Source organism: Pseudomonas sp. S3_E10 (genome assembly GCF_054667615.1).
Genome location: NZ_CP162743.1, coordinates 1,415,874 through 1,439,908 on the forward strand (window position 1 = coordinate 1,415,874; position 24,035 = coordinate 1,439,908).

A 24,035-nucleotide genomic window follows, 5' to 3' on the forward strand; every position below is an offset into this window, starting at 1 on the left:
CAGGTCGTCTTGTTCACGAGCCATCAGCGCAGCCCCTCCAGCCAGCCATCGAGACCACGGAAGGCATCACTGAAAGTGCGATCGAGTTGCAACGGGGTAATCGACACATAACCTTGCATCACCGCATGAAAGTCCGTGCCCTCGCCACCGTCTTCGGCGTCGCCCGCGGCAGCGATCCAATACCCTTCCTTGCCGCGCGGGTCGACCACTTTCAGCGGGGCCGCTGCCCGGGCGCGATGGCCCAGGCGTGTCAGCTGGATGCCGCGAATGTGGTCGAGGGGCAAATTGGGGATATTGACGTTGAGCACCGTGCGCGGCGGCAAGTCCAGGGAGCCGTGGGCCTCCACCAGCTTGCGCGCGAAATAGGCGGCGGTGGGCAGGTTGTCGAGTTGGCGCGACGCCAGGGAAAACGCGAACGAGGTACGGCCTAGGAAGCGCCCTTCAAGAGCTGCCGCCACGGTGCCGGAATACAGCACGTCATCGCCCAGGTTGGCGCCGAGGTTGATACCCGACACCACCAGGTCCGGTTCCCGGTCCAACAGGGTGTTGATCGCCAGGTGTACGCAGTCGGTAGGGGTACCGTTTACGCTGATAAAGCCATTGGCCAGAACCTGCGGATGCAGGGGACGGTCGAGCGTCAGCGAACTGCCGGCGCCGCTCTTGTCCTGGTCGGGGGCAACCACCACGCACTCGGCGTAATCCGCCAGCGCAGCATGAAGCGCGGCAAGACCGGGTGCGGTGGCACCGTCATCGTTTGATATCAGAATACGCATGGGCTGTCCGTCTGCCCCACCGGCACCAGATCAACAAGCTCGCGCACCAAGACAGTGGCGAAGCATCCGGCCGGCAGGACGAATTCCAATTGCAGAATGTCAGGCCCGGGATAATGCCACGTCAACCCGCCAATGGGCAGCCGCAGAATGCGACGTTCCTGGCTCATGCCGGCATTCACCAGCCAATCACGCAGATCGGCTTCGCTTGCGGCGATCGCCTGCTCAAGTTCATGGGTCGCGCCGGTTGCGGGCGAATCGCCCTCCCCCCACTGCGGCCCGGTCGGGTGCAGGTCCAGGATTGCCAGGCGCGGGTCGCTGCATTCAGCTTCGCCAGCCGGGAAAAAACTGCGGCTGTCGGTAAATGCCAGCAAGTCGCCAACCTGGGCCCGTTGCCACGAACCGTCGGCCACGCGTGCGGCCAGCACCTTATTAAAGAGAAAACTGCGCGCGGTGGACAACAGTCGCGAACGCACATTGCGCTGTTCGGGCAAAGCCTTGCGAGCGGCCCACTCACGGGCGTCAACCACGTTACCGCCGTTATGGCCAAAACGCTGGGCGCCGAAGTAATTGGGGATGCCGTGTTGTGCAATCTGTTGCAAGCGTGCGTCGATGGCGGCGGTATCGCCGGCCAACTGGGTCAGGCGCAGGGTGAAACCATTGGCCGAATGCGCGCCCCGTTGCAGCTTGCGCCTGTGGCGAGCGGTTTTAAGGATCTTGAGAGTGTCGTTTTCGGCACCCTTCATGTCCGGGTCAGCCTTGCCCGGCAACTGCACGCTGAACCACTGGCGGGTCAGCGCCTGGCGATCCTTGAGCCCCGCATAGCTGACGGTGCGCAACGGCACGCCGGCGGCCTTGGCGATACGGCGCGCGGCTTCCTCGGTGTTGAGGCCACGTTTTTCCACCCATAACCACAGGTGCTCGCCGTCGCCGGTCAGGGGGATATCCAGCACTTCGTCCACTTGGAAATCTTCAGCGGTGGCCTTCAGGACGGCGCTGCCCAAGGCTTCGCCATAGGCTCGCGGGCCCAACAGTTGCAGATCATTCATGCGCGCAGCAACAAGGCGACGGAGTGCACCGCGATGCCCTCTTCACGACCGGTAAACCCGAGCTTTTCGGTGGTGGTGGCTTTCACGTTCACTTGATCCAATTCAATTTGCAGGTCTGCGGCAATCAGTGCGCGCATCGATTCGATATGGGGCGCCATTTTCGGGGCCTGGGCCACGATGGTGTTGTCGACGTTGCCGACCTTCCAGCCCTTGGCATGGATCAGGCCGACCACATGCCGCAGCAACACCCGGCTGTCCGCGCCCTTGAACGTCGGGTCGGTATCCGGAAAGTGCTTGCCGATATCCCCCAACGCCGCCGCGCCGAGCAAGGCATCGCTCAAGGCATGCAACACAACGTCGCCGTCGGAATGAGCCAGCAACCCGTGGTGGTGCGCAATGCGCACGCCGCCCAGGGTGATGAAATCGCCTTCAGCGAAACGGTGCACATCGTAGCCGTGGCCAATACGCATAAAAAAACGCCCCGATTTTATTCAGGGCGTGATTCTACCTACTTTTGCCGCACATTAACCGAGCAAAGCACGGCCATGGTGCCGCAAATGGTCTTCGATGAAGCTCGCGATGAAGAAGTAGCTGTGGTCATAGCCCGGTTGCAGGCGCAGTTCGAGCGGATGCCCGGCTGCCTTGGCCGCCTGCTGCAAGGCTTCAGGCTTGAGCTGCACCGCGAGGAAATCGTCGCGGTCGCCCTGGTCCACCAGCAGCGGCAGCTTTTGCGAGGCTTCGCTGATCAGTACGCAGGCGTCCCATTCACGCCACTTCGAGCGCTCGTCGCCCAGGTAACGGGAGAAGGCTTTCTGGCCCCAAGGGCAATCCATCGGGTTGTTGATCGGCGAAAACGCCGACACCGACAGGTAACGCCCCGGGTTACGCAAGGCACACACCAATGCACCGTGGCCGCCCATGGAGTGGCCACTGATACCGCGTTTGTCCGACGCCGGGAAATGCGCTTCAACCAATGCCGGCAATTCCTGCACCACGTAGTCATGCATCCGATAGTGCTTAGCCCAAGGTTCCTGGGTGGCATTCAGATAAAAGCCCGCGCCCAGGCCGAAGTCCCAGGCGCTGTCCGGGTCACCCGGCACACCGGGCCCGCGCGGGCTGGTGTCCGGCGCGACGATGATCAGCCCCAGCTCGGCGGCCATGCGTTGGGCGCCGGCCTTCTGCATGAAGTTTTCATCGGTGCAGGTCAACCCGGACAGCCAGTACAGCACCGGCAGCTTGCCGCCCTGCTCCGCTTGCGGCGGCAGGTAGACGACAAAGGTCATGTCGCAACCGAGCACATCCGAGTGATGCTTGTAACGTTTATGCCAGCCGCCGAAGCTCTTCTGGCACGACAGGTTTTCCAGACTCATGGCCGACCTCAGAAATGGATGACGGTGCGAATGCTCTTGCCTTCATGCATCAGGTCGAACGCTTTGTTGATGTCTTCCAGGCCCATGGTGTGGGTAATGAAAGTATCCAGCGGGATCTCGCCGGTCTGAGCCATCTCCACGTAGCTTGGCAATTCGGTACGGCCGCGCACGCCGCCGAAGGCCGAACCGCGCCAGACGCGACCCGTCACCAGCTGGAATGGACGGGTGGCGATTTCCTGGCCGGCCCCGGCCACGCCAATGATTACCGACTCGCCCCAACCTTTATGGCAGCACTCGAGGGCGGCGCGCATCAGTTGCACATTGCCGATGCACTCAAAGGAGAAGTCGACGCCACCGTCGGTCAAATCGACAATCACGTCCTGGATCGGGCGGTCATAGTCTTTTGGGTTGATGCAGTCGGTGGCACCCAATTGCTTGGCGATTTCAAACTTGGCCGGGTTGATATCGATGGCGATGATGCGACCGGCCTTGGCCTTGACCGCGCCGATCACCGCCGACAAGCCGATACCGCCGAGACCGAAGATCGCCACCGTGTCGCCCGGCTTGACCTTGGCGGTATTGATTACCGCGCCAATACCAGTGGTGACGCCGCAACCCAGCAGGCAGACTTTTTCCAGCGGGGCTTCTTTAGGAATTTTCGCCACGGAAATTTCCGGCAGTACGGTGTATTCGGAGAAGGTCGAAGTCCCCATGTAATGGAAAATCGGCTGACCCTTGTAGGAAAAACGCGTAGTGCCATCCGGCATCAAGCCCTTGCCCTGAGTGGCACGAATGGCCTGGCACAGGTTGGTCTTGCCCGACAGGCAGAATTTACATTTGCCGCATTCAGGGGTGTACAGCGGGATCACGTGATCGCCGACGGCCACCGAGGTCACGCCTTCGCCGACGGCTTCAACCACCGCACCGCCTTCATGGCCCAGGATCGATGGGAAAATACCTTCCGGGTCAGCGCCCGACAGGGTATAGGCGTCGGTGTGGCATACGCCGGAAGCCACCACGCGCAGCAGCACTTCGCCAGCCTTGGGCATGGCGACCTCCACTTCCACGATCTCCAGCGGTTTTTTGGCTTCAAAGGCGACAGCGGCGCGTGACTTGATCATCCGGTTTTCTCCAGGCACTGAAAATTGAGAAGAGCAGTGTAAAACACGGCTCATTGATTAATAATCCAGCACAAAGCAAAACATTATTGCTGTACAGGGATAACCATGACGCAGGAAAACCGCTGGGAAGGCATCGACGAGTTCGTCGCCGTGGCTGAGTGCAGCCAATTCACGGCGGCAGCCGAGCGTCTGGGCGTGTCGTCATCCCATATCAGCCGACAGGTCGCACGCCTGGAAGAGCGATTGCAAACCCGTTTGCTGTATCGCAGTACCCGCAAAGTCACCCTGACCGAAGCCGGGCAAACGTTCCTGCAACATTGCCAGCGCCTGCAAGACGGCCGCGAAGAAGCGCTGCGCGCGGTGGGCGACCTGGCCAGCGAACCCAAAGGCATGTTGCGCATGACCTGCGCAGTGGCTTATGGCGAACGCTTCATCGTGCCGCTGGTGACGCGGTTCATGGGGCTTTATCCGCAGTTGCGGGTGGATATCGAACTGAGCAATCGCCAGCTCGACCTGGTACACGAAGGCTTGGACCTGGCGATTCGCCTGGGGCGTCTTTCTGATTCAAGGATGGTCGCCAGCCGCCTGGCGCCCCGACGCATGTATTTGTGCGCATCGCCGTCCTATCTGGAACGGTACGGGCGCCCGCATAGCTTGTCGGAACTGAGTCGGCATAACTGCCTGATCGGCAGTTCGGATATCTGGCAACTGGCTCAGGATGGGCGCGAATTTTCCCAGCGAGTACAGGGAAACTGGCGCTGCAACAGTGGGCAAGCGGTGCTGGATGCGGCGCTGCAGGGGGTGGGGTTGTGCCAGTTACCGGACTATTACGTGCTGCAACATTTGCACAGCGGGGCGTTGGTGTCGTTGCTGGAGGCCCACCAGCCGCCGAACACGGCAGTGTGGGCGTTGTATCCGCAACAGCGGCATTTGTCGCCGAAGGTCAGGAAGTTGGTGGATTTTTTGAAGGAAGGGTTGGCTGGGCGGCCGGAGTACAGCGGGTGATTATTCGGTGTTTGCGCTGGACACGGTTTAACCGACTAGCGCCGATTCGCCCACCGCAACCTAAGCCACTCAAGATCCTCCGGTCGGGTCACCTTGATATTGTCCGAGCGCCCTTCGATCAGGCGCGGCGCCTGGCCGGACCACTCCATCGCCGAGGCTTCGTCGGTGATGACTGCGTCGGCCACCAGGCTGTCGGCCAATGCACGGTGCAAGGCACCGAGGCGGAACATTTGCGGTGTGTAGGCTTGCCAGATCAAGCGGCGGTCGACGGTTTCCACCACCCGACCGTGCCTGTCGACGCGTTTAAGGGTGTCGCGAGCCGGTACGGCCAGCAGGCCACCGACAGGATCATCGGCCAGCTCGCGTAACAGTTTGTCGAGATCATCGCGGCTCAAATTCGGCCGGGCAGCATCATGCACCAACACCCAGTCATCATCACTGGCGCCCAAGGCGTTCAACTGCAGCAATGCATTGAGCACCGACCCCGAGCGCTCTGAACCACCGTCCGCACGCTGGATACGGGGGTCGACAGAACAGGCCAGCGTGGGCCAATAGGGATCATCAGAAGCCAGACTGACCACCAGCCCCTTGAGGTCTGGGTGATCAAGGAAACAGCCAAGGCTGTGTTCAAGAATAGTGCGGCCACCCAACTGCAAATACTGCTTGGGACGGTCCGCGGCCATACGGGCACCGACGCCCGCGGCAGGAATCACGGCCCAGAAGGCCGGCAAACACTGACTCATTGGGCCAACTGGTAGAGGGTTTCGCCCTCCTTGACCATGCCCAATTCATGGCGAGCCCGCTCTTCAACGGTCTCCGTACCTTTTTTCAACTCAAGCACTTCGGCATCAAGGACGCGGTTGCGCTCCAACAGGCGTTCGTTTTCGGCGTGCTGGTCGGCAATTTGCTGGGTCAGGTCTTTTACCTGCGCAAAGCTGCCATTACCCACCCACAGGCGGTACTGCAGGCCAGCCAGCAACAAGAGCAAGACGAGGAACAACCAATTGGGACTGCGCATCGAATATCGGGTATCCAGTGAAAAAAGACAGCCATGCATCACTTTTGAAGCAACTGATAGCACGAAGCCTGGAAGAACCAGGCTTGTGCTTGATAGCCATCAGATTAACGCCGAAATGTTCACTATCGTGAACTTTCCGACGCAATCCGCTGACTTTTACCACGCCCTACCAACCAGTAGCGATCAACCGCGAAACTCGCCGCGACCGTTGTACTTGGCCTTGCCGGCCAATTGCTCTTCGATACGCAGCAATTGGTTGTACTTGGAAACACGATCGGAACGGCACAGGGAACCGGTCTTGATCTGGCCCGCCGAGGTGCCCACGGCCAGGTCGGCAATGGTCGAATCTTCGGTTTCGCCCGAGCGGTGGGAGATCACGGCGGTGTAGCCCGCAGCCTTGGCCATCTGGATGGCTTCCAGCGTTTCGGTCAGGGTGCCGATCTGGTTGAACTTGATGAGGATCGAGTTGGCGATCTTTTTATCGATGCCTTCTTTGAGGATCTTGGTGTTAGTCACGAACAGGTCGTCGCCCACCAATTGGACTTTTTCGCCGATTTTGTCGGTGAGGATCTTCCAGCCATCCCAGTCGGACTCGTCCAGGCCGTCTTCGATCGAAATGATCGGATAGCGCTGGGTCAGGCCCTTGAGGTACTCAGCGAAGCCTTCGGAGTTGAACACCTGGCCTTCACCGGACAGGTTGTACTTGCCGTCTTCATAGAACTCGCTGGCTGCGCAGTCCAGGGCCAGGGTCACGTCGGTACCCAGTGTGTAACCCGCGTTGGCCACGGCTTCGGAGATGACTTTCAGCGCATCTTCGTTGGACGCCAGGTTCGGTGCGAAACCACCTTCGTCACCCACGGCAGTGCTCAGGCCACGGGCCTTCAATACAGCCTTGAGGTGATGGAAAATCTCGGTACCCATGCGCAGGCCTTCGGAGAAGGTCTTGGCACCCACCGGCTGTACCATGAATTCCTGGATATCGACGTTGTTATCGGCGTGCTCGCCACCATTGATGATGTTCATCATCGGCACCGGCATCGAGTAAACACCCGGTGTACCGTTCAGGTTGGCAATGTGCGCGTACAGCGGCAGGTCCTGGTCCTGGGCGGCGGCCTTGGCGGCAGCCAGGGACACGGCGAGGATGGCGTTGGCGCCCAGGCTGCCTTTGTTTTCAGTGCCGTCGAGCTTGATCATCGCGTGGTCCAGGGCTTTCTGGTCCAGCGGGTCTTTGCCCAGCAGCAGGTCACGGATCGGGCCATTGATGTTGGCTACAGCCTTGAGGACACCCTTGCCCAGGTAACGGCTCTTGTCGCCATCACGCAGTTCCAGCGCTTCGCGCGAACCTGTGGAAGCACCGGATGGCGCGCAGGCGCTGCCGATGATGCCGTTATCGAGAAGCACGTCGGCTTCGACGGTGGGGTTGCCACGGGAGTCGAGAACTTCACGACCTTTGATGTCGACGATTTTTGCCATTGTTGTAAACACTCCAAAGTTGACGAAAACGACGCAGCTGAAGGGAAACTTTTGACCGACCGCAAGGGTGGAACAACGGGGCAGGCTTGCAGGCGACAAGGCTCAGGCCCGACGGCCTGAGCAGAAAGCGTGGGAAAGTCTACCGGAGAAACGCCGCTTACGCGGTCTCTACCGTCGGAAAACTCTTGACCAGTTCGTCCAACTGCTTGAGCTGGGCCAGGAATGGCTCCAGCTTGTCCAGGCGCAGAGCGCAGGGGCCGTCGCATTTGGCGTTGTCCGGATCCGGGTGGGCTTCCAGGAACAGGCCGGCCAGGGACTGGCTGAGACCCGCCTTGGCCAGGTCCAGCACCTGGGCGCGGCGACCACCAGCGGAGTCTGCACGACCACCGGGCATTTGCAGCGCGTGGGTCACGTCGAAGAACACCGGGTATTCGAACTGCTTCATGATGCCGAAACCGAGCATGTCCACCACGAGGTTGTTGTAGCCGAAGCTCGAACCCCGCTCGCAGAGAATCAACTGGTCGTTACCCGCTTCCACGCACTTGTTCAGGATGTGTTTCATCTCCTGAGGCGCAAGGAACTGGGCTTTCTTGATATTGATCACGGCGCCGGTCTTGGCCATCGCCACGACCAGGTCGGTCTGGCGCGACAGGAAGGCCGGCAGCTGGATGATGTCGCACACCTCGGCGACCACGGCAGCCTGTTCAGGCTCGTGGACGTCGGTGATGATCGGCACGCCGAAGGCTTGCTTGATGTCCTGGAAGATCCGCATGCCTTCTTCAAGGCCCGGGCCGCGATAGGAGGTCACGGACGAACGGTTGGCCTTGTCGAAGCTGGCCTTGAACACATAAGGGATACCCAGTTTCTCGGTAACCTTGACGTACTCTTCGCAGACCTGCATCGCCATGTCGCGGCTTTCCAGCACGTTCATGCCGCCGAACAGCACCATGGGCTTGTCGTTGGCGATCTCGATGTCGCCTACGCGAATGATCTTCTGGGCCATCAGGTTTACGCCTTCTTCTGGTGTTGCGTCAGTGCCGCCTTGACGAAACCGCTGAACAACGGGTGGCCGTCACGTGGCGTCGAGGTGAACTCCGGGTGGAACTGGCAAGCGACGAACCATGGATGATCCGGTGCTTCGACCACTTCAACCAGCGCGCCATCACCGGAGCGACCGGAAATCTTCAGGCCGGCGGCTTTGATCTGCGGCAGCAGGTTGTTGTTCACTTCGTAGCGATGACGGTGACGCTCGACGATCACGTCCTTGCCATAGCAATCGTGAACCAAAGAACCGGCCTCCAGCAGGCAGTCTTGCGCGCCAAGGCGCATGGTGCCGCCCAGGTCGGAGCTTTCGGTACGGGTCTCGACCGCGCCGGTGGCGTCTTCCCACTCGGTGATCAGGCCCACGACCGGGTGGCCGCTCTTGCTGTCGAACTCGGTGGAGTTGGCGTCTTTCCAGCCCAGCACGTTACGGGCGAACTCGATGACGGCCACTTGCATGCCCAGGCAGATACCCAGGTACGGCACCTTGTTCTCACGAGCGTACTGCACGGCGGTGATCTTGCCTTCCACGCCACGCAGGCCGAAACCGCCTGGCACGAGGATCGCGTCGACCCCTTCGAGCAGCGCGGTGCCCTGGTTCTCGATGTCTTCGGAATCGATATAACGCAGGTTGACCTTGGTACGGTTGCTGATGCCGGCGTGGCTCATCGCTTCGATCAGCGACTTGTACGCATCCAGCAGCTCCATGTACTTGCCGACCATGGCGATGGTGACTTCGTGCTCAGGGTTGAGCTTGGCATCGACCACGGCTTCCCACTCGGACAGATCCGCGCCGTTGCATTGCAGGCCGAAACGCTCGACCACAAAATCATCCAGGCCTTGTGAATGCAGGATGCCCGGGATCTTGTAGATGGTGTCTGCGTCTTCCAGGGCAATCACCGCACGTTCTTCAACGTTGGTGAACTGGGCGATCTTGCGACGCGAGGAAATGTCGATCGGATGATCGGAGCGGCACACCAGCACGTCTGGCTGCAGGCCGATGGAACGTAGTTCCTTGACCGAGTGCTGGGTAGGCTTGGTTTTGGTTTCGCCGGCGGTGGCGATGTATGGCACCAGGGTGAGGTGCATCAGCATCGCGCGCTTGGCGCCGACTTCGAAACGCAGTTGGCGGATGGCTTCGAGGAACGGCTGGGATTCGATGTCACCCACGGTGCCACCAATCTCGACCATCGCCACGTCGGCATCGCCCGCGCCCTTGATGATGCGGCGCTTGATTTCGTCGGTGATGTGCGGGATCACCTGGATGGTTGCACCCAGGTAGTCACCACGGCGCTCCTTGCGCAGCACGTGCTCGTAGACACGGCCGGTGGTGAAGTTGTTGTTCTGGGTCATGGTCGTGCGGATGAACCGCTCGTAGTGGCCCAGGTCCAGGTCGGTCTCGGCGCCGTCGTGTGTGACGAACACCTCACCGTGCTGGAACGGGCTCATGGTGCCCGGGTCGACGTTGATGTACGGGTCCAGCTTGAGCATGGTGACTTTAAGCCCCCGCGCCTCCAGGATGGCCGCCAATGAAGCGGAGGCAATGCCTTTCCCCAATGAAGAAACAACACCGCCCGTGACGAATATGTAGCGCGTCATGAAAAACCCTAGAAGTCTGCGTTAAAGCGGTCCGAGCCGCCGGGGAAAGCGAAGAGAGGCCGAAGCCCCCGATCACCTGCATTAATCACAGTGCACCTTTCAAAAAAACCGCCGCGTTGTGACAGACCAGCAATGAAACACCGGTACGTTGATCGCTACACATTTTTTGGAATCGCCCAGCAAAGACTGCTTGGTAATCGGCAACTGCTGCGATTCAGGCGAATCCACAGAAGTTGTATCAAGAAGGGAGCGTAGTCTACCGGAAAGGCGCTATCAGCTCAAACCTTGATCGCAGCTCTGTGGCAACCAATCCAATTGCCCGTCATCCACCGAGCGGGTCCATGCCCCCGCGACGCTTGGCACAGCCAGCAATTGCTCGCCCCGATAGACCAGCGGCAATCTGCCACGGACGAAGCCCGGCAAACCACTTTCATTGAGCAGGCGCTTGAGATCACGCCGACCTCGCCCCGGCACATCGAAGATTTCGCCCCCCTGGCGATAGCGGACCACCAACGGGCCTTCGGGGGCCCGGCCGATAAATCTCAGCTGGCCATTGCCCATCAACTCGAGTGGTTGTTGGGGATCGGGCCAGCTCACCGATGCGTCGGAAAACGTCGACCAGGTTGTGGGCAACCACCAGATGCGTTCACCGCTACGCTGCATTTGGCCGTCGGCCAGGCGCCATAGAGGCTGTGCGTCACCCTTGGCATCGCGCAGGGCGTTCCAACCGGTCCAGTGATCGCTGTCGGGCAAACGGGTCAGTGGCGTCAGCCAATACCGCAAAACGTTACGCTGGCGGGCATCGGACAATTGGCGTAAGGGTTCAAGCGCCAGGGACGGCAGAGGCAACCAGGGAAACGCAGAAGGCTGACCGGCGCGCTGCAGGTCCATCTGCGCCAACTCGTCGAGCAGCCCTTGAGCCTCAGCCATGTGTTCAGCCGTGCGAGCCAGCTGGGTGATCGCCTGCGGCCAGCGCTCCGTAAGGCTGGGAAGTACACGGTGACGCAGGTAATTGCGGGAAAACCGTGGATCAACGTTGGAGGGATCCTCGATCCAGTGCAATTGATGCTGTTGCGCGTAGGCTTCCAGTTCGCTACGGGAAAATGCCAGCAACGGCCGCACCAAGTGGCCCTGCGCCAAGGGGCGGTGCTCAGGCATCGCCGCCAACCCTCGCACACCGGCACCGCGCAGCAGGCGAAACAGCAGCGTTTCGGCCTGATCGTCGCGATGCTGGCCGGTGAAAAGCACCTCCCCTGCCCCCATTGCCTGCATGAACGCCTGATAGCGCGCATCCCGCGCCGCACGTTCAAGGCTCGCGCCCGGCCTCACCTGCACACGCATGAGGCGCAAGGGTACGCCCAGGCTGTCGCAGACCGCTTGGCAATGAGCTGGCCATGCGTCGGCAGCAGCTTGCAGGCCGTGGTGGACATGGACGGCGCGAAGGGGCGGTAGGGTTTGGGTGTTTGCCAGGGAGGCGAGAAGATGCAGCAGGACGGTGGAATCAAGCCCACCGGAAAATGCGATGTGCCAGGCCGGGGCATTGCGCCAGGGGGCCAGGGCTTGCAGGAGTCTTGCGGCAACATCCGGTTTCATCACACATCAACGCTGCAAATCTGGAATAGGTTTACCAGCATACACAAAGCAAATGTGGGAGGGGCTTGCTCCCGATAGCGCAGTGTCAGCCACCGCATGTGCAAGCTGATCCACCGCCATCGGGAGCAAGCTCCCTCCCACATTAAGTGCCAGCGTCGGCTTAGAGGCCGTAGCTCATCAGACGCTCGTAACGACGGGCCAACAGCGCTTCGTTATCAAGCTTCTTGAGCATCGCCAGTTGCGAACTCAACTCGGCACGGATGGTCGCGGCGGCAGCGGCCGGGTCGCGGTGCGCGCCACCCAGTGGCTCGGCGATGACTTTGTCGACGATCCCCAGGCCTTTGAGGCGATCAGCGGTGATGCCCATGGCTTCGGCAGCATCGGGCGCCTTTTCTGCGGTTTTCCACAGGATCGAGGCGCAACCTTCCGGCGAGATCACTGCGTAGGTCGAATATTGCAACATGTTCAGTTGGTCGCAGACGCCAATGGCCAATGCACCGCCGGACCCCCCCTCACCAATCACGGTGGCGATGATCGGAGTCTTCAGGCGGGACATGACACGCAGGTTCCAGGCAATCGCTTCGCTCTGGTTGCGCTCTTCGGCATCGATGCCCGGGTAAGCACCCGGTGTGTCGATGAAAGTCAGGATCGGCATCTTGAAGCGTTCGGCCATTTCCATCAGGCGGCACGCCTTGCGGTAGCCCTCAGGACGCGGCATACCGAAGTTGCGACGTACTTTTTCGCGTACTTCACGGCCTTTCTGATGACCGATCACCATCACCGGCTGGTCGTCCAGGCGAGCAATACCGCCAACGATGGCCGCGTCGTCAGAGAAGTGGCGGTCGCCATGCAGCTCATCGAACTCGGTAAAGATATGCTGAATGTAGTCCAGGGTGTACGGGCGGCGCGGATGGCGAGCCAGACGCGCGATCTGCCAGCTGGTCAGCTTGCCGAAGATGTCCTCGGTGAGCGTGCTGCTCTTGTCTTGCAGGCGAGCGATCTCATCGCCGATATTCAGCGAATTGTCATTGCCGACCAGGCGCAGTTCTTCGATCTTGGCTTGCAGGTCAGCGATCGGCTGTTCGAAATCAAGAAAATTCGGGTTCATAAGCGTCCGTCTTGGGTCGACGGCCAGGGTGAGCCTGGCCAGCCGGTTGTCTATTCGCGCCCTACCTTAAGGGAGAGGCGCGTTTAGGTCGAGATTAAATGTTCAGTCAAGATCAGGCGAAATGCTATCGCGAGACCGTCAACGGTATTGGAGGAAGACGTTGTCACGGCCGAACTGGTCACGCAATGCTTGAATCAAGCCATCCGCCGGATCAATTCGCCAGGTCTCGCCGAACTGCAACATCGCCTTGGCGTCGTTGCCGGTGTACTCCATGGTCACCGGGCACGCACCACGGTGACGCTTGAGCAGGTCACCCAACCAGCGTAGCTGATCGCCCTTGAGCGCTTCGGTTTTCACCTTCAAGCGCAGGCTCTCGGCCAGGTTGGTGCGCGCATCTTCCATGCTCATCACCCGCTTGATGCGCAGGCGCAGGCCGCCGGAGAAGTCATCATTACTGACCTCGCCTTCCACCACCACCATGGCATCGGTCTGCAACAACGACTGCGCCGAATGGAAGGCGTCGGCAAACAGCGACGCCTCGATGCGGCCCGAACGGTCGTCAAGGGTGATGAAACCCATCTTGTCGCCCTTTTTGTTCTTCATCACCCGCAGGGCGATGATCATGCCGGCGACGGTCTGGGTGTCGCGCGCAGGCTTGAGGTCGATGATGCGCTGACGGGCGAAACGGCGGATCTCGCCTTCGTACTCGTCAATCGGGTGCCCGGTGAGGTACAGGCCCAAGGTGTCTTTCTCACCCTTGAGACGCTCCTTGAGGGTCAGATCCTTAGCCTTGCGATGGTTGGCGTACACATCCGCGTCTTCTTCGACGAACAGCCCGCCAAACAGGTCGGCGTGACCGCTGTCATGGGTGCGGGCGGTTTGTTCGGCGGCCTTGATCGCCTCTTCCATGGCGGCGAGCAGCACCGCGCGGTTGCGGTCGATATTCGCTTGATACGCCTTCGGCTCGTCATGGAAATACGGGCCAAGACGGTCCAGCGCGCCGCTGCGGATCAAGCCATCGAGGGTTCGCTTGTTGATGCGCTTGAGGTCAACCCGTGCGCAGAAGTCGAACAGGTCCTTGAACGGGCCGTCCTGACGCGCTTCGGTGATCGCTTCCACCGGGCCTTCGCCCACGCCCTTGATCGCGCCCAGGCCATAGATGATGCGACCTTCGTCGTTCACCGTGAACTTGAACTCCGAGGCGTTCACGTCCGGCGCGTCGAGGCGCAGTTTCATGGTGCGCACTTCTTCGATCAAGGTCACGACCTTGTCGGTGTTGTGCATATCCGCCGAGAGTACCGCCGCCATGAACGGCGCCGGGTAGTGGGCCTTCAGCCAGGCGGTCTGGTACGACACCAGGCCGTAGGCGGCGGAGTGGGATTTGTTGAAGCCGTAACCGGCGAATTTCTCTACCAGGTCGAAAATGTTACCGGCCAGGTCGGCGTCGATATTGTTGGTGGCGCACCCTTCAATGAAACCGCCGCGCTGCTTGGCCATTTCTTCGGGTTTCTTCTTACCCATGGCTCGACGCAGCATGTCCGCGCCGCCGAGGGTGTAACCCGCCATCACCTGGGCGATCTGCATCACCTGTTCCTGATACAGGATGATGCCGTAGGTCGGCGCCAGTACGGGCTTGAGGCCTTCGTATTGGTAGTCCGAATGCGGGTAAGCCAGTTCGGCGCGCCCGTGCTTGCGGTTGATGAAGTCATCAACCATGCCTGACTGCAGCGGGCCAGGACGGAACAGGGCCACCAGTGCGATCAAGTCTTCCAGGCAGTCGGGCTTGAGCTTTTTGATCAGTTCTTTCATGCCACGCGATTCAAGCTGGAATACCGCCGTGGTTTCAGCCTTTTGCAGCAAGCTGTAGGTCGGCTTGTCATCCAGCGGGATAAACGCGATATCCAGCGGCTCTTCACCGACCTTGGCGCGGTCGCGGTTGATGGTCTTGAGCGCCCAGTCGATGATCGTCAGGGTTCGCAGGCCAAGGAAGTCGAACTTCACCAGGCCGGCCGCCTCCACATCGTCCTTGTCAAACTGGGTAACCAGGCCATCGCCCTCTTCGTCGCAATAGATCGGCGAAAAGTCGGTGAGTTTGGTAGGCGCGATCACCACGCCACCGGCGTGTTTACCCACGTTACGCACCACACCTTCGAGCTTGCGCGCCATGTCCCAGATTTCGGCGGCTTCCTCATCGACCTTGATGAAGTCGCGCAGGATTTCTTCCTGCTCGTAGGCCTTCTCGAGGGTCATGCCGACTTCGAACGGGATCATTTTCGACAGACGATCCGCCAGGCCATAGGACTTGCCCTGCACTCGCGCCACATCACGGATTACCGCCTTGGCGGCCATCGAACCGAAGGTGATGATCTGGCTGACCGCGTTGCGGCCATATTTCTCGGCCACGTATTCGATCACGCGGTCGCGACCGTCCATGCAGAAGTCGACGTCGAAGTCGGGCATGGAAACCCGTTCCGGGTTCAGGAACCGCTCGAACAGCAGGTCATATTCCAGGGGGTCGAGGTCGGTGATTTTCTGCACATAGGCCACCAGCGAGCCGGCACCCGACCCACGACCCGGGCCGACCGGTACGCCGTTGCTTTTGGCCCACTGGATAAAGTCCATTACGATCAGGAAGTAACCGGGGAAGCCCATCTGGATGATGATATCCAGCTCGAAATTCAGCCGGTCAACGTAGACCTGGCGCTTGGCTTCGTAATCTTCGGTGGTGTCTTTGGGCAGCAGGACCGAGAGGCGTTCTTCCAGGCCGTCAAACGACACTTTGCGAAAGTACTCGTCGATGGTCATGCCGTCGGGGATCGGGAAGTTGGGCAGGAAGTGCTTGCCCAGCTTCACTTCGATGTTGCAGCGCTTGGCGATCTCGACGGAGTTTTCCAGGGCCTCGGGCAGGTCGCTGAACAACTCGGCCATTTCCTCGGCGCTTTTGAGGTACTGCTCTTCGCTGTAGTTCTTGGAGCGACGCGGGTCATCCAGGGCCCGGCCTTCGCCGATGCACACGCGGGTTTCGTGGGCTTCGAAATCTTCCTTCTTGATAAAGCGCACATCATTGGTCGCCACCAACGGTGCGCCCAGCTTGTCGGCCAACGCCACGGCGGCGTGCAGGTGCTCTTCATCATTGGGACGGTTGGTGCGCTGCACTTCGAGGTAGAACCGATCGGGAAAGACCTGCATCCACTCCTTCGCCAGCACTTCGGCTTCATGGGGGTTGCCACCCAGCAGTGCGATCCCGATCTCGCCCTCTTTGGCGGCCGACAGCATGATCAGGCCTTCGCTGGCCTCGGCGACCCATTCGCGCTCGATAATGATCGAACCGTTGCGCTGGCCCTCGATAAAACCACGGGAGATCAGTTCGGTGAGGTTGCGATACCCCACGCCGTTCATCGCCAACAGGCTGATGCGGCTCAGGGCATTATCCGGATCTTTGTTGGACAGCCACAGGTCGGCGCCGCAGATCGGCTTGATGCCGGCACCCATGGCGTTCTTGTAGAACTTGACCAGGGAACACATGTTGTTCTGATCGGTCACCGCGACCGCAGGCATGTTCATGCCCACCAGGGTTTTGACCAGCGGTTTGATCCGTACCAGGCCGTCGACCAGGGAGTACTCAGTGTGCAGGCGTAGGTGAACGAATGAAGCCGGCATAGTGATCCTGTCTTATACGTGGAAACAACAAGGCCCGGATTGTACCGGGCCTTGGCAAAAACATCAGCCTCGCGACTAAACCTCGATGAGACTCTCGCGCGTCTCGTAAGCCAGCCGTACAGGGGCAAACGAGCGACGATGGATCGGCGTGGGGCCAAGGCGGGCCAGGGCTTCCAGATGAACGGGGGTCGGGTAGCCTTTATGGCCGCCGATGCCATAGCCGGGGTAGATCAATTCGAAAGCCGCCATTTCACGATCACGGCTGACCTTGGCCAGGATTGAGGCAGCCGCAATGGCCGGCACCTTGCTATCACCCTTGACCACCGCCTCGGAGGGCATGGTCAGTTTCGGGCAACGATTGCCATCGATCATCGCCATTTTTGGCGTGATATGCAGGCCTTCCACCGCACGCTGCATGGCGAGCATGGTGGCGTGGAGAATATTCAACTGGTCGATTTCTTCGACTTCGGCCCGGGCGATATGCCAGCTCAAGGCCTTCTCACATATCTCGTCGAAGAGCTTTTCACGGCGCGCTTCGGTGAGTTTTTTCGAGTCGTTGAGGCCGAGGATCGGACGGCTCGGATCAAGGATCACCGCCGCAGTAACCACGGCGCCACATAAAGGCCCGCGCCCCACCTCATCAACCCCGGCCACCAGTTCGTGGGCCTCGGCAACCAGGCTGAAATCCAGCCCCATCTGCGTGCTCATAAGGCTTCCTGTTTATGGCCAATCAAGCTCAATACGGCGTTTGCCGCCTGGTTTGACGCGTCACGACGCAAGGTGCGATGAATCTCGTCAAATCCGCGGGTCTGTTCTTCGCCGCCGTCGATCAAGGGGAGCAGGGTTTGCGCCAAGGCTTGGGGCGTTGCATCGTCCTGCAACAACTCCGGTACCAACAGGCGTTGGGCCAGCAAATTGGGCAAAGAGATGTAGGGACTCTTGACCATGCGCTTGAGAATCCAGAACGTCAGCGGCGCCAGACGGTAGGCCACGACCATCGGACGCTTGTACAGCAAAGCCTCCAACGTCGCTGTACCCGAGGCGATCAGCACCGCATCACAGGCCGCCAACGCCAGGTGCGACTGGCCGTCGAGCAAGGTCAACGGCAGGGTGCGACCTTCCAGCAGCGTTTCGATCTGCGCACGACGCTGCGGGCTGGCGCAGGGCAACACGAAACGCACGCCTGGCTTCAACACTTGCAGTCGCTCGGCGGCATCGAAAAACACACTGGCCAAACGACCAACCTCGCCACCGCGACTGCCAGGCATCAATGCGACGAGTGGACCGTCGGGCAAGCCCAGTTCGGCACGCGCAGCTGTGCGGTCTGCCTGCAAAGGGATGGTGTCGGCCAATGTGTGCCCGACAAACCGAACCGGCACGCCCTTCTCTTCGTAGAAACGGGCCTCGAAGGGCAGCAACGTCAGCATCAGGTCACAACCTTCACGGATCTTCAGCACACGTTTCTGCCGCCAGGCCCACACAGACGGGCTGACGTAGTGAACGGTCTTGATGCCGGCCTGACGCAACTTGAGTTCGATATTGAGGGTGAAGTCCGGCGCGTCGATGCCAATGAAGACGTCAGGCTTTTCTTCGATAAGCGTCTGGATCAGCAGCTTGCGCCGAGCGAGCAGCTCACGCAGGCGACCCAGCACTTCCACCAGGCCCATGACCGACAGGCGCTCCATGGGGAAGTAAGACGTGAGGCCTTCAGCCTGCATCAGCGGACCGCCGACGCCAATAAACTCAACCGCAGGGTGCTGGGCCTTGAGAGCCCGCATAAGACCTGAGCCCAGAATATCGCCGGAAGCCTCTCCCGCCACCAGCGCGATACGCAGATTGGCCATGGTCAGCGGGTGATGCCGCGAGTCGACGCCTGGATCGAGTCACGGAACACCGCGACTTCCGGGAACAACGCTGCCGGCTCGGTCAGTTGGGTCAATGCCTGGTCTACCGTCAACCCTTGGCGATACACCACCTTATAGGCGCGGCGCAGCGCATGGATCGCATCTTCGCTGAAACCACGACGGCGCATGCCTTCAAAATTCATGCTACGGGCCTCGGCCGGGTTGCCGAACACCGTGACGAACGCCGGAACGTCCTTGCCGATGGCGGTACCCATGCCGGAAAAGCTGTGGGCGCCGATATGGCAGTACTGATGTACCAGGGTGAAACCGGACAGGATCGCCCAATCATCAACGTGCACATGGCCCGCCAACGCAGTGTTGTTGACCAGGATGCAGTGGTTGCCGATCACACTGTCGTGGCCGATATGGGCATAGGCCATCACCAGGTTGTGATCACCCAGGGTGGTTTCCGCACGATCCTGCACAGTACCGCGGTGAATGGTCACGCCTTCACGGATGATGTTGTGGTCACCGATTACCAAACGTGTTTCTTCACCCTTGTACTTCATGTCCGGGGTGTCTTCGCCTACCGACGAGAACTGGTAGATACGATTGTGTTTGCCAATGCGGGTCGGACCTTTAAGGATCACGTGCGGCCCGATGACAGTCCCCTCGCCGATTTCCACACCTGCGCCGATGATCGACCAAGGGCCGACCTCAACGTCGGCGGCCAGAATGGCCGACGGATCGATGATTGCGCGAGGGTCAATCAAACTCATAGTTTGCGTTCCGCGCAGATGATCTCGGCGGAGCATACCGGCTTGCCGTCTACCGAGGCCTGGCATTCGAATTTCCAGATCTGGCGCTTGCAGCTGATGAACTTGGCTTCCAGGATCAACTGGTCACCCGGGGTAACCGGGTTGCGGAAACGCAACTTGTCGGAGCCCACGAAATAGTAAAGCGTGCCATCGGCAGGCTTGAGGTCGAGCATTTTGAAACCAAGGATACCGGCAGCCTGGGCCATTGCTTCGATGATCAATACGCCTGGCATGATTGGATGCGCAGGGAAGTGACCGTTGAAGAACGGTTCGTTGATGCTGACATTCTTGTAGGCACGAATGCGCTTTTCCTCAACATTGAGGTCCACTACGCGGTCCACCAGCAGGAACGGGTAACGGTGAGGCAGGTATTCGCGAATCTCGTTGATGTCCATCATTTCGGGGGGAAGCCTGTAATAAAGATTGGGGGCGGGCGAATAACGCACGCCCCGCTAGCAAATCAAGGAGGCAAGTCTAGCGGCTGTGCACACTTGATATGGAAATGGTATCAGCCTTCTGATGAAGCATTACCGCCAGGGGTCACGTCCCCAACACGCTTTTCCAGCTGTTTGAGACGTCGAGCCATGTCGTCGAGCTGCCTCAAACGCGCTGCACTTTTACGCCATTCAGCCGCAGGCTGCATGGCGGTACCGGAAGAGTAGGCCCCAGGCTCGGTAATCGAGTGAGTGACCATGGTCATGCCGGTGATGAATACGTTGTCGCAAATATCGATATGCCCCACCAGCCCTACGCCACCGGCGAGCATGCAATGCTTGCCGATCTTGGTGCTGCCGGAAATCCCCACGCATGCGGCCATGGCGGTGTGATCGCCAATCTGAACGTTGTGAGCGATCTGGATCTGGTTGTCGAGCTTCACACCATTACCGATCACGGTATCGGCCAGGGCCCCGCGATCGACAGCCGTGTTCACCCCGATTTCCACGTCGTCGCCGATCAATACGCCGCCGACCTGGGCAATCTTGTGCCAGACACCTTTGGCATTGGCAAAGCCAAAGCCTTCACCACCGATCACAGCACCGGATTGAATTACCACACGCTCACCGATACGCACATCGTGGTACAAGGTCACGCGCGGGGCCAACCAACCATCCGCACCGATTTCGCAGCGTGCGCCAATAAAACAATGCGCACCAACCGTTACACCGGCCGCGATACGGGCGCCACTCTCGATCACCGTAAACGCACCAATGCTCGCCGCAGGGTCAACCTGGGCATCATCGGCGATGACCGCCGACGGATGAATACCACCGGCAGCCTTGGGTTTCGGATCAAACAGGTGCGACACCCGCGCATAGGCCAGGTAGGGGTCGGCCACCACCAGCGCATCCCCGGCAAACCCTTCAGCATCAGCGGCCTTCAGCAATACGGCTGCAGCGCGGCTGTCGATGAGGTATTTACGGTATTGAGGATTTGCGAGGAAGCTCAACTGAGCTGGGCCAGCCTCCTGCAAGGTGGCTAGCCCAGTAATTTCCTTCTCCGGGGAGCCACGCAAGGTAGCCCCCAGGAACTCGGCCAACTCGCCGAGCCTGATAATCGCGGTCATGGCTTACTTCAGCTGATTCATGCGCTCGATCACCTGACGGGTGATGTCGTATTGAGGCTTGACGTCGATCACTGCGCCACGCTCGAACACCAGGTCAAAGGCACCTTTCTTGATGACTTCTTCCACTGCGCTGTCGAGTTTAGGCTTGAGCTGCTTAAGCATTTCGCGGTCGGCAACAGCCTTGGCTTCGTTCAGTTCCTTGGACTGGAACTGGTAGTCACGGGCCTTTTGCTTGAATTCAAGCTCCAGACGCTCGCGCTCGCCTTGCTGCATCTTGTCACCACCGGCTACCAGACGATCCTGGATGCCCTTGGCACTGCTTTCCAGGGTCTTGAGCTTGGTCAGTTGCGGACCGAATTTTTTCTCGGCATCCACGGCGTACTTCTTGGCCGCGTCGGATTCGAGCAGAGCCATCTGATAGTTCAGAACGGCGATTTTCATTTCGGCGAAGGCCGGGGTGGTTACCAGCACGGTGGCCAGCAGAACCAATTGAGTCAACTTACGCACAATGCAACTCCTACAGAATCCGTTGTCGTTATCTTGGGTCAGACGCTTAGAACGTCTGGCCGAGGGAGAATTGGAAAATCTGGGTTTCAGCGTTATCCGGTTTCTTGATCGGCATGGCCAGAGCAAAGCTCAACGGGCCAAGCGCAGTCACCCAGGTCACACCCACACCCACGGAGCTCGCCAGATTGCTGAGGCTCACGTCGTTGCACTGAGTGTTGGACTTCACGCCGCTTGGGTTGGTGACCTGTTCGCACTTGGAGTCGAACACGTTACCCACGTCCCAGAAGACCGACGTACGCAGCGACCGCTGATCTTTAACAAACGGCAGCGGGAACAGAATTTCCGCACCGCCCTGGATCAACACGTTACCACCGAATGGCAGCGGGTCATTGTCGGAGTCGACCGTAGTGCCTTGGTTACCGGTCACGCCAACACCACGGCTTGGTGTACCACGCGGCCCCAGGGTGCTGTCCTTGAAGCCACGTACGGAGTTGAAACCACCCGCGTAGTAGTTTTCATAGAACGGCAGGCCATTGGTCGAACCATAACCGTCGCCATAACCCAGCTCAGTGTGCAGGCGCATCGTGTAGTTATCGCTCAGCGGCTGGAACAACTGGCCACGGTAGTCGAGTTTGAAGAACGACAGGTCACTGCCCGGCGTGGTGGTTTCCAGGGTCAGGCTCTGGGAGTGACCACGGGTTGCCAACACGCCTTTGTTCAGGGTCGACTCGGACCAGCCGGCAGACGCCTTGAAGTTCAGGAACTTGTCGCCTTCGCGACGGGTAAAGTCGAAGATTTCATCCACGGTGTACACACCGGTCTTGATCTCATCCTGTTGCGCGGTCAGGCCGAACGTCAGACGCGACGTCTCGCTGATCGGGTAACCGACGTTGACGCCGGCACCCAGGCTGTCGATCGCATAGCTTGCAACATCAACATCGAGATCTTTGTAGTCGGTGGTGCGATAGAAGGCGTTGTAGCCAAGGCTCACACCGTCAGCAGTCCAGTAGGGGTCGGTATAACCGAAGTTATAGCGGCTCTGGTATTCGCTTCGGGTCAGGCCGATGGACACACGGTTACCGGTACCGAGGAAGTTGTTCTGGGTAATGGAACCACCCAGGATCAGGCCGGCACTCTGTGCAAAACCAACGCTGGCGGTGATCGAACCCGAGGCTTGTTCCTCTACGGCGTAGTTCACGTCGACCTGGTCGTCCACACCGGGTACGGCTGGCGTTTCGACGTTGACTTCCTTGAAGAAGCCCAGGCGTTCCAGACGGGTCTTGGACTGGTCGATCAGGTAAGTCGACGCCCAGCCACCTTCCATCTGGCGCATTTCACGACGCAGCACTTCGTCGGCGGACTTGGTGTTGCCACGGAAATTGATGCGGTTTACATAGGCACGCTTGCCCGGGTCGACCACAAAAGTGATGTCCACGGTATGGTCTTCATCGTGCGGAGTCGGTACGCCATTGACGTTGGCGAAGGTATAGCCTTCGTTACCCAGGCGGCGGGTGATCAGTTCGGACGTAGTGGTCATCAGCTTGCGCGAGAACACCTGGTCTTTCTGCACCAGCAGCAGTGACTTGACCTGGTCTTCAGGCACTTTCAAGTCGCCGCTCAGCTTCACGTCACGAACCTTGTATTTCTCGCCTTCGTTGACGTTGACGGTGATATAGACGTGTTTCTTGTCCGGGGTGATGGATACCTGGGTGGAGGCGATATCCATGTTGATATAGCCGCGATCCAGGTAGTAGGAACGCAGACGTTCCAGGTCACCGGAGAGTTTTTCACGGGCGTACTTGTCATCGTTCCTGAAGAACGACAGCCAGTTGGTGGTCTTGAGTTCGAACAGGTCGATCAGGTCTTCATCGGCAAACTTGGTGTTGCCCACCACGTTGATGTGCTGGATCGCCGCCACGGTACCTTCGTTGATGTTGACCTTGAGGCCGACACGGTTGCGAGGTTGCGGCACCACTTCCGTTTCCACGGTCGCGGAGTAGCGGCCCTGGGCAACGTATTGGCGTTGCAGTTCGTTACGCACACCTTCAAGGGTGGCGCGCTGGAAGATCTCGCCCTCGGCCAGGCCGGATTGCTTGAGGCCCTTCATCAGGTCTTCAGTGGAGATCGCTTTGTTGCCTTCGATCTCGATACTGGCGACGGAAGGTCGCTCGACGACGGTGATGACCAGGACGTTGCCTTCGCGACCCAGTTGGATGTCTTGAAAGAACCCGGTTTTGAACAGCGCACGAGTGGATTCCACCAGGCGACGGTCATCAGCCTGTTCCCCGACGTTCAACGGCAAGGCACCAAAGACGCTACCCGCGGAAACCCGCTGGAGGCCGTTGACGCGAATATCGGAGATGGTGAAGGACTCGGCGTGAACTTCGGCGATCATCAATACGGTGAGAACCGCAGTTAGCAGCAGACGTTTCATGAAGTCCTTTCTTATTCCAACTGGCAATAAACAAACTGCCGCAAAATGCGGCAGATTCGCA

The 24,035-nt window shown here is 59.6% G+C and carries 21 protein-coding genes; 1 reads left to right on the forward strand and 20 read right to left on the reverse strand.

The features are described 5' to 3' along the window. Nucleotides 1–23: 23 nt before the first annotated feature. Genes surE through AB4N98_RS06335 form a run of 5 tightly spaced genes read right to left on the reverse strand, consistent with a single transcriptional unit; the run spans nucleotide 24 to nucleotide 4,310 of the window. Nucleotides 24–773: a 5'/3'-nucleotidase SurE gene (surE, locus tag AB4N98_RS06315; protein ID WP_017529675.1), complete on the reverse strand. Its 750-nt coding sequence runs from the start codon at nucleotides 771–773 to the stop codon at nucleotides 24–26. Continuing rightward, nucleotides 761–1,819, reverse strand: a complete 1,059-nt coding sequence (gene truD / locus AB4N98_RS06320; protein ID WP_017529676.1) for a tRNA pseudouridine(13) synthase TruD — start codon at nucleotides 1,817–1,819, stop codon at nucleotides 761–763. The genes surE and truD overlap by 13 nt, the downstream gene beginning before the upstream one ends. Continuing rightward, nucleotides 1,816–2,289, reverse strand: coding sequence for a 2-C-methyl-D-erythritol 2,4-cyclodiphosphate synthase (gene ispF, locus AB4N98_RS06325; protein ID WP_012722614.1), 474 nt, complete (start codon nucleotides 2,287–2,289; stop codon nucleotides 1,816–1,818). The genes truD and ispF overlap by 4 nt, the downstream gene beginning before the upstream one ends. A 54-nt stretch (nucleotides 2,290–2,343) precedes the next feature. Continuing rightward, nucleotides 2,344–3,189: an S-formylglutathione hydrolase gene (gene fghA, locus AB4N98_RS06330; protein ID WP_460149314.1), complete on the reverse strand. Its 846-nt coding sequence runs from the start codon at nucleotides 3,187–3,189 to the stop codon at nucleotides 2,344–2,346. Nucleotides 3,190–3,197: 8 nt separating this feature from the next. Continuing rightward, nucleotides 3,198–4,310: an S-(hydroxymethyl)glutathione dehydrogenase/class III alcohol dehydrogenase gene (locus AB4N98_RS06335; protein ID WP_017529678.1), complete on the reverse strand. Its 1,113-nt coding sequence runs from the start codon at nucleotides 4,308–4,310 to the stop codon at nucleotides 3,198–3,200. 105 nt (nucleotides 4,311–4,415) lie between these two features. Between AB4N98_RS06335 and AB4N98_RS06340 the strand changes: the two genes are divergently transcribed. Continuing rightward, nucleotides 4,416–5,315, forward strand: coding sequence for a LysR substrate-binding domain-containing protein (locus AB4N98_RS06340; RefSeq protein WP_017529679.1), 900 nt, complete (start codon nucleotides 4,416–4,418; stop codon nucleotides 5,313–5,315). A gap of 35 nt (nucleotides 5,316–5,350) precedes the next feature. On the opposite strand, the gene ispD is transcribed toward AB4N98_RS06340, so the two are convergent. The 15 genes from ispD to bamA form a co-directional block, all read right to left on the reverse strand. Then, a complete protein-coding gene (gene ispD, locus AB4N98_RS06345; RefSeq protein ID WP_017529680.1) occupies nucleotides 5,351–6,058 on the reverse strand; it encodes a 2-C-methyl-D-erythritol 4-phosphate cytidylyltransferase in 708 nt (235 codons plus the stop codon). After that, entirely contained in the window at nucleotides 6,055–6,333 is a 279-nt protein-coding gene (gene ftsB, locus AB4N98_RS06350) for a cell division protein FtsB (RefSeq protein ID WP_003172294.1), read from the reverse strand. Before ftsB ends, ispD begins: the two co-directional genes overlap by 4 nt. Before the next feature lie 183 nt (nucleotides 6,334–6,516). Then, nucleotides 6,517–7,806 (reverse strand): phosphopyruvate hydratase, encoded by a 1,290-nt coding sequence (gene eno, locus AB4N98_RS06355; RefSeq protein ID WP_053137218.1) that lies wholly within the window; start codon nucleotides 7,804–7,806, stop codon nucleotides 6,517–6,519. Nucleotides 7,807–7,963: 157 nt separating this feature from the next. Continuing rightward, entirely contained in the window at nucleotides 7,964–8,809 is an 846-nt protein-coding gene (gene kdsA, locus AB4N98_RS06360; protein ID WP_065877156.1) for a 3-deoxy-8-phosphooctulonate synthase, read from the reverse strand. Nucleotides 8,810–8,814: 5 nt separating this feature from the next. After that, nucleotides 8,815–10,446, reverse strand: coding sequence for a CTP synthase (locus tag AB4N98_RS06365; RefSeq protein ID WP_017529683.1), 1,632 nt, complete (start codon nucleotides 10,444–10,446; stop codon nucleotides 8,815–8,817). Nucleotides 10,447–10,719: 273 nt separating this feature from the next. Continuing rightward, the gene (gene tilS, locus AB4N98_RS06370; protein WP_068936348.1) at nucleotides 10,720–12,039 is read right to left on the reverse strand and encodes a tRNA lysidine(34) synthetase TilS; all 1,320 of its coding nucleotides are present in this window, start codon (nucleotides 12,037–12,039) and stop codon (nucleotides 10,720–10,722) included. 160 nt (nucleotides 12,040–12,199) lie between these two features. Beyond that, entirely contained in the window at nucleotides 12,200–13,147 is a 948-nt protein-coding gene (locus AB4N98_RS06375) for an acetyl-CoA carboxylase carboxyltransferase subunit alpha (RefSeq protein ID WP_460149315.1), read from the reverse strand. A gap of 138 nt (nucleotides 13,148–13,285) precedes the next feature. Then, complete coding sequence (gene dnaE / locus AB4N98_RS06380; RefSeq protein WP_068931575.1) at nucleotides 13,286–16,807, reverse strand: DNA polymerase III subunit alpha; 3,522 nt, start codon at nucleotides 16,805–16,807, stop codon at nucleotides 13,286–13,288. A gap of 75 nt (nucleotides 16,808–16,882) precedes the next feature. After that, nucleotides 16,883–17,515 carry a ribonuclease HII gene (gene rnhB / locus AB4N98_RS06385; protein WP_017529687.1) on the reverse strand — a complete coding sequence of 211 codons (633 nt, stop codon included), beginning with the start codon at nucleotides 17,513–17,515 and terminating at the stop codon, nucleotides 16,883–16,885. Then, complete coding sequence (lpxB, locus tag AB4N98_RS06390) at nucleotides 17,512–18,651, reverse strand: lipid-A-disaccharide synthase (protein ID WP_460149316.1); 1,140 nt, start codon at nucleotides 18,649–18,651, stop codon at nucleotides 17,512–17,514. The genes rnhB and lpxB overlap by 4 nt, the downstream gene beginning before the upstream one ends. A gap of 2 nt (nucleotides 18,652–18,653) precedes the next feature. Continuing rightward, nucleotides 18,654–19,430, reverse strand: coding sequence for an acyl-ACP--UDP-N-acetylglucosamine O-acyltransferase (gene lpxA, locus AB4N98_RS06395; protein WP_135196490.1), 777 nt, complete (start codon nucleotides 19,428–19,430; stop codon nucleotides 18,654–18,656). Next, a complete protein-coding gene (fabZ, locus tag AB4N98_RS06400) occupies nucleotides 19,427–19,867 on the reverse strand; it encodes a 3-hydroxyacyl-ACP dehydratase FabZ (RefSeq protein ID WP_003172281.1) in 441 nt (146 codons plus the stop codon). The genes lpxA and fabZ overlap by 4 nt, the downstream gene beginning before the upstream one ends. A 110-nt stretch (nucleotides 19,868–19,977) precedes the next feature. Beyond that, nucleotides 19,978–21,033 carry a UDP-3-O-(3-hydroxymyristoyl)glucosamine N-acyltransferase gene (gene lpxD / locus AB4N98_RS06405; RefSeq protein WP_017529690.1) on the reverse strand — a complete coding sequence of 352 codons (1,056 nt, stop codon included), beginning with the start codon at nucleotides 21,031–21,033 and terminating at the stop codon, nucleotides 19,978–19,980. Between the two features lie 3 nt (nucleotides 21,034–21,036). Further along, nucleotides 21,037–21,540: an OmpH/Skp family outer membrane protein gene (locus tag AB4N98_RS06410; RefSeq protein WP_003172279.1), complete on the reverse strand. Its 504-nt coding sequence runs from the start codon at nucleotides 21,538–21,540 to the stop codon at nucleotides 21,037–21,039. Nucleotides 21,541–21,586: 46 nt separating this feature from the next. Beyond that, nucleotides 21,587–23,974, reverse strand: coding sequence for an outer membrane protein assembly factor BamA (bamA, locus tag AB4N98_RS06415; RefSeq protein WP_460149317.1), 2,388 nt, complete (start codon nucleotides 23,972–23,974; stop codon nucleotides 21,587–21,589). Nucleotides 23,975–24,035: the final 61 nt, after the last annotated feature.